The 6,842-nt window shown below is 45.6% G+C and carries 4 protein-coding genes and 2 tRNA genes; 2 read left to right on the top strand and 4 right to left on the bottom strand.

Features of this window, described 5'->3' with window-relative positions; genetic code table 11:
• Positions 1–262: 262 nt before the first annotated feature.
• The 4 genes from HMPREF1254_RS11405 to HMPREF1254_RS11390 all read right to left on the bottom strand — a co-directional run bounded on the left by HMPREF1254_RS11405 (position 263) and on the right by HMPREF1254_RS11390 (position 5,195).
• Positions 263–339: transfer RNA gene (locus HMPREF1254_RS11405), tRNA-Asp, on the bottom strand.
• A gap of 23 nt (positions 340–362) precedes the next feature.
• Positions 363–439, bottom strand: a tRNA-Asp gene (locus tag HMPREF1254_RS11400).
• A gap of 121 nt (positions 440–560) precedes the next feature.
• Complete coding sequence (locus HMPREF1254_RS11395) at positions 561–4,574, bottom strand: glycoside hydrolase family 2 TIM barrel-domain containing protein (RefSeq protein WP_023058719.1); 4,014 nt, start codon at positions 4,572–4,574, stop codon at positions 561–563.
• Between the two features lie 294 nt (positions 4,575–4,868).
• Positions 4,869–5,195: a hypothetical protein gene (locus tag HMPREF1254_RS11390; RefSeq protein ID WP_036878222.1), complete on the bottom strand. Its 327-nt coding sequence runs from the start codon at positions 5,193–5,195 to the stop codon at positions 4,869–4,871.
• A 704-nt stretch (positions 5,196–5,899) separates the two neighbouring features.
• Between HMPREF1254_RS11390 and HMPREF1254_RS12215 the strand changes: the two genes are divergently transcribed.
• Entirely contained in the window at positions 5,900–6,055 is a 156-nt protein-coding gene (locus HMPREF1254_RS12215; RefSeq protein WP_023058731.1) for a hypothetical protein, read from the top strand.
• Complete coding sequence (locus HMPREF1254_RS11385; protein ID WP_196806308.1) at positions 6,036–6,833, top strand: threonine/serine ThrE exporter family protein; 798 nt, start codon at positions 6,036–6,038, stop codon at positions 6,831–6,833. The genes HMPREF1254_RS12215 and HMPREF1254_RS11385 overlap by 20 nt, the downstream gene beginning before the upstream one ends.
• Positions 6,834–6,842 lie beyond the last annotated feature (9 nt).

Raw genomic sequence — 6,842 nt, 5'->3', positions numbered from 1 at the left:
CAGAAAACGACCATTGTTAAAATCAAGATGAAATATTGTTTCTTCATTTGTGGAAACTTATTGAAATAAATGTGTGCAAAAATAAATAAAAAGCGGAAAAGTAAATGTTTGGTTCATCTGCTTTTTGTGCTTTTTAACAGATTTAGGAAATTTCTACTGAGCCTTTATCACGGGTAGAGATCAAAAAAATATCATAACTCCGTGGAGCTATGATACTGATGTGTTGTTAAATCCATTCAGACTTGATGTCTAAACTATTCGTTGGCGGTGCGTACGAGACTCGAACTCGTGACCTCCTGCGTGACAGGCAGGCATTCTAACCAACTGAACTAACGCACCAAGTGCATTGAGAAATGACTGGTTGGCGGTGCGTACGAGACTCGAACTCGTGACCTCCTGCGTGACAGGCAGGCATTCTAACCAACTGAACTAACGCACCTCAACAAATGCTGTCATTTCTGTTTGCGGATGCAAAGGTAATGCTTTTAATTGAAAAGTGACAAACAGATGTCAAGAATCATTCGTAATTAATATATATTAACACATCGCCTTGTCTAATCTTATTGCAACACAGAGAACTCTGCACAGGTGGCAAAGTCTTGTCCGTCTTGTGAACTGAGTGCGGTAAAACGCACATATCGCGCTTTAATAGGCTTGCTGAACAGTACGCGTTGTTGCTTCATACCATTCTCAAAGTTACCTTCCGCGACAGCCTTGCTCCAGCTCTTGCCGTCATCACTCACCTGCACGCGGTAGTTCTTGACGCGGCCATTTGGCGAATCCTGACGCGGCAAATAGGTAAAGCCTTTAAGTATCTTGGACGATCCGCAATCCAAATCAAACCAATGCGGATAGTTGGCCACCGTAACACTGTACATGGTGTGCCAGTAAGTGCGTGGGTTGCCATCGACAAGGTGGCTGGCATCCCCCTCTCCACTTTCAACACTGGATGCAAAACTCACGGTTACAGGAATGGTTTCTATCTTGTCAAACGATTCCTCGTACTTGAAGTTCGATTCTTTCTGCCACGCATTTACCTTACCGCCGTTGCGCAGATTGAACGGTCCATCGTATTTCATGGTCTTGTTTTTACCGTTGAGTTGATAATAAATCGTATGACCTTGCTGGCCTTTGATGGTAACCTGTCCCGTGTTGTCGCGTGTGATTGAAAGCGGAACATCTGATGATGGGCTCACCATTCCTGCCGCATTGAGTGTCGTGGAACGCATGTCACTGACGGGACGAATGACGTATCCGAAGGTGTGGGGTACCGCTTTCACCCGATCTTCCACCAAAGGAGCGCCTTGTCCACAGCTGTTTCCACCCAATCCGGTAATGGCCAGGTCAAGATGGAGGTAGATACCGTCGCTCTGTGGCAACTCGTAAGGATGGTTAGCCATGGCCAATTGCAGAGCCGAATAAGGCAGAACGGAGAAACTCATGTCACTTGTTGCGGTCGTAGCGAAGATGACTGACCGTCCATCTTCACCCTGCAATGCCACCCAACGCGAATCGGTGTGGTTGGCCATGTCTTGCGGTTTGGGGAAGTTTACAAACTCATCGGCCACATCTTGCTGCTCATAAATGCCGACGTGCTGGGAGGTTTTTCGGTCAGGATAGTTACCTATTGGGCCACGACCATTGTAAACCATCATGCGCATGTCAGCAGGCAACTTCACGACATAGCCCAAACGAGGCAGGATGAGTTGTGGGTTGTTAGAGGTGATGCTGCTTTGGCTTTCCACGCTTCCGTCAGGATAAACGGTGTAGATGACGTTGGTAGTGAACTTGAAGTCGGGACGTTTTCCCGTTTCCACCAATTTTTTCCAATTCTTGTCGGCTCCTTCCAACTTGGCTGTAGACAGGCCCTGGCTCTCTACCTTGAAGCTGAGCGACACGCTTCTGTTACGGTTTCTCGCCCATTTGCAATCCAATGCCTTGTGTTGCAGGGTGTGCAATCCATTTTCATGCCATGCCTGATAAGCCCAGTTGTCATTGTTGACCCATGCACGAAAGGCGTCGAGCTTGGGACCGTTGCCTGCTGCGATGATGGTTTTTCCACCGTATGTCAAACTATGGAGCGAACCCGTGGACTTGTCAAACACAATGGTGTTTCCGTTACCAGTCACTGTAATTTTGGATTCTTGTTGCATCACCTTGAGCGGCTGCAGGCTCTTATCCATCGTAGATGCAAGCGAAGGGCGCGTTATGGCTTTGTGAAGCTCCAGTTGTTGGTCAGCCTGAACATAGCCAGCCTTTGCCCAAGGCTTGTCGGCCTTGAGCTTAAAGCTGACGTCAAGACGGTAATCCTTGCCGTCATCCAGTGCATCGCAAAGTCCATCAATGCGCACCGTCTTGTGTTGGCGTGGCAACACGCTGCCTAAAGGCAACACACCTTTTTTTACACGAATGCCATCAGCGTTCAGCGACCAATGCACTTCATAATCGGTTAAATCGTCTGTGTAATAGTTTTTGTTGAAGATGTCGAGCGTGCCATCTTGCTGGTTCGCCCACGAAATGCCCACGTTTTGGTAGACCTTTTTTACCTCAAAGTATTGAGGCTTGGGTTGCATGTCGCCAAAGATGATGCCATTCATGACAAACTGGCCATCGTTAGGTGTATCGCCAAAGTCGCCTCCGTAGGCCAGATAGCGTTTTCCGTCTTTCGTATAGTTGTACATGCTTTGGTCAATCCAGTCCCAGATGGCACCGCCCATGAAGAAGTTGGTCGACTCAATGGCATCCCAATAATCCTGCAAGTTGCCCACAGCGTTGCCCATGGAGTGAGCATATTCAGAGATATGGAAAGGATATTTGATGTTCATCTGCCCTTTGACAGCGTCGCGCACCCAGTTGATGGACGGGTATTGGTTGGACCCCATGTCTACAATGTCGTTGTTGCGTTCGTATTGAACCGGGCGAGTAGTGTCGAATGCCTTCAGCGCTTGGTATGCTGCAACAAAGTTTTTGCCGGGACCAGCCTCGTTTCCCAAACTCCAAATGGCGATGCACGGTTCGTTGACGAGCGAATGTACCATTTCCATCACCCTGCCCACATGCGCCTTACGCCACTCGATGGGATGCGACAACGACTCCTTACCATAGAAATATTCGTGGCTCTCAATGTTGGCTTCGCTCTCCAAAACGATGCCATATTTATTACAAAGATAATAGAAATAAGGATCGTTGGGATAGTGCGAGGTGCGTACATGGTTGATGTTGGCACGCTTCATCATCATAATCTCATCGTACATTTGCTGGCGACTGATGGCGTGTCCCGTGGCAGGATTGGTATCATGGCGGTTTACTCCTTTGAGTTTTAAGGGCTTGTCGTTGATATAAAAATACCTGCCAGCCAAATTAAACTCGTCTTTTGCAGCAGGCGTGTCTTTAATTTCTACCGAACGAAAACCGGTTTGCACGCTGATGGCCTCAACGGTTTTTCCCTTCTTGTCTTTCAACAGAGCCACAAGAACGTACACGCGCGGGTCTTCGGGTGTCCACGGCTTGATGTTTGGTATCGTAAAGTGGTTGCAGATGATGGCGCTGTAGCCACTTTTCAATGACATGGCAGCATCGGCAGACCAGGTAGATACTAAATGATTATCGTCGCCAAACAATTTGTTTTCGTACAAAAGATAATCAATTTGATAGCCCTTCACGGCTTTCTTGCCCAGGTTTTCTATGGTTGTAGCAATCTGCAAAGCACCGTTTCCGTCCATGTAAGCTGGTTTCACCACCATGTCTTGTATATGCGTTTTGGGCGTGGAATATATGGCCACGCTGCGGAAGATGCCCGGTAGGCGGAACATGTCCTGTGCCTCGAGGAACGAACCGTCGCTCGAGCGGTACACCTCCACGGCTATTTGGTTGTCGCCTTTGTGCACAAATCGCGTGATGTCGAAGCGGGCTACGTCACGTGAGTTCTTGGAAAAGCCCACATATTGGCCGTTAATCCAGAGGTAGAAAAAGCTGTCTACGCCATCAAACGACACGAGGATTTCTCTTCCGTCCCAGTTCTCGGGAACGCTGAATGTGCGCTTGTACGACCCAACCTCATTGCGGTACTCGTAGGTGGTATAGTGCTTTGGCGGCTCACGCATCACACCCTGCCGCCAATCGTCAACGGCAATGTTGTATTTGAAGATAACCCACTGGTTCACATAGATAGGAACGCCATACTTCAGACTGCCATCTTTTTGAATGCCTTGAATGTTCCACGAACCTGGAACCGTAATATTGTCCCAGTTGGATGTGTCATAATCGTTCTTGTAGAAATCGGTTGGACGCTCATCTGGGTTCTTAGCAAAATGGAATTTCCACTGGCCGTCGAGGCTCATCCGATAAGACGAGTGTTCCGGAAGATACTGGCGCGCCTCTTCGGTCGAGGCGAAAGAAGTGAAATTGGCACGCGGCTGCAGCTTGTTGTAGCCCAACTGCTCGGGCGATTGCCATTCCTTTCTGGTAGGCGAAGTGGCATTTCCATACTCAAAACTCTCGAGCTGGGGTACTTGAGCCATGGCCGAAAGGACCATATTGGTGAGTGCGAAAAGAAGCAATGATTTGAAACTCATAGGCAGAAGATTATTGATAATTCTATTACGTTGCTACAAAGATACGAAATGATTTTCAAAGTAGATGGGGAAGCGTGCGGCAATCAAAAAAAATGTGCATGCAAGCTGTTTGGCAAACTCATGGAGATTGGGTGCCAAAAGCATGTGAATTGGGCATCAAACTCATAGAGATTGGCGGGTAAAGGCAATGAGTTTGCATGCTTATCTCAAAAATACTTGAGTGTGTATGCACAACAAGTTGATGTTCAGTGATTTGATAAATTTGACTTACTGGCGAAAATAGATGAAAATTGTTCACATCGCCGAAACGATGAGGAACAACGATAAAAGTATCATACAGCCGGCAACCACCTTTTGATATTGCTCTGAGAACAAATTGTTTGTCCATGAAAGCATGATGGCGGTAATGCTACAAGCAGGAATAAACGCAAGCAGGCTCAACAAAATCATGTGGTGTCCACCCGATATCCAACGACAAAGCATCACCAACCAAAGATAAAAAGGTGGCTTATCTGCATAAAGCTCTCCATGAAGCGTGAAGGAAAAGAAGTTACCTGACCTGATTGCTTCATCGGCAATGATGAGGTACCTACCTTCATTCGCAGGAGTGAAGTCGCGCAAGATGAGAATCGGGAGAAAGACCAGTATGATGACGAACTATATCTTCTTATCAATATCAGGAGCTTTTGCGTCTTTCATATATAATGTATATAAACATCAGTTAGCAGTGAAATTGCTACTCCATCCATTGTATTTTACAAAAACGGTGTGCATACTGCAATTCAAATGATGTGATACTTCTCATAATGCTTTTGTGCTGAATGATTGAACCATGTTTTGGTATGACAAAGATAATTTATTTTTCAAAGAAAGGCAAATAGATAATTGTCGTTTTTAGAATCTTCATATATATATATCATCATGGAAAGACGCATGGTAGGTTCATTTTTTTTCCTTTCTACGATAAAACCAATAACAGATATTCATAGAACCAAATGCCAAGCGAAAGAAAATCAAAACGTTTTTACTAAACATGTAACAACGTTCCATAGAAATGAAGAGTAAACGTCAATCAGTTCATCATGCGAGGTGATTCTGTGTAACAAACAGCTTGTCATGATGTTATCAAGTATTTATTCTTCCTTTTTATCGTTAGCACATCGTTCCTTTGTAGGGTTAGTTTAAAGTTTACAAAACAACCTGATGTCTCAATTTTCAACCATCCTCTACCGAATGCGGGTATAGATAAAAACCGTAGTAGGAGGGTAAAATCGGTTGTTTATCCTCCTATCTTTGCAGCGTCAAACTTTAACGAGATAGTAATTATGGACAATCAAATCATTATTTGGAGTAGTGTTATTTTAATATTAGGTGTCATTCTCATCATGCGGGAAGCAGTCAAAATGAGAAGACACACCAAAGGTCATAAACTATTTGAACTTTCAGATGAGTTTGACATCTATGACTGGGACGAAGAATAACCAACCACCTAAAGCTAATCAAACCAAATCAATATGCCTGTTTCTTACCGACTATGCCTCATGGCTCTATGGCTGCGGGGCGACGTGCACGCGAATTACGAAAAACGTAGACCGCTTGGCCAAGGTATGGAAACTAAACATAGAGATGACCATTCTGCCTAACAGCATCCATTTGGCGCACTTTGATCCTGTAACGGGACAGTCGAGGGTATATCTGAAGAAGACCCCAAACACAGGTATCAGCTTTTATAAAAACACCCAACTGAGCAAACTCAGTTGGGCAGTTACAGACGGACAAATACAATTTGAGGAGGCTCAAACCGAGTTTGCCCGCATTATTTCTGCACCGTTTACCAACGAGTGGGTGGTGCTGTTCCTTGCTTCATTAGCCAACATGTCATTCTGCCGCTTGTTCGGTGGCGATTTATTGGCCATGATCATCGTCTTCGTGGCTACGCTGTTGGGATTCCGATTGAAGCAGGTGTTGTTGGAAGAACATGTGGATGTCAAACTGGTTTTCATGGTTTGTGCTTTCTTTTCTGCCGTTATCGGTACGGCGGGATATGTCTTCGGACTGGGTGAAAAGCCTGACGTGGCACTGGCAACCAGTGTTTTGTACCTCATACCAGGCATCCCGTATATCAACAGTCTCAGTGATCTTATTCAAGGTCAGTATCTTGTGTCTTTCAGCAGATTCATGAATTCCATGATTCTCACGTTCTGCCTCTCTGTAGGATTGGCTGGCGGCATACTGCTGATGAATCTCAAAATGTTTTAATCGTATAGT

It is taken from the genome of Prevotella sp. BV3P1, from assembly GCF_000479005.1.
GTDB lineage: Bacteria > Bacteroidota > Bacteroidia > Bacteroidales > Bacteroidaceae > Prevotella.
Note: the sequence above shows the minus strand (reverse complement) of the source record. Positions and strands in the feature narration are given on the sequence as shown.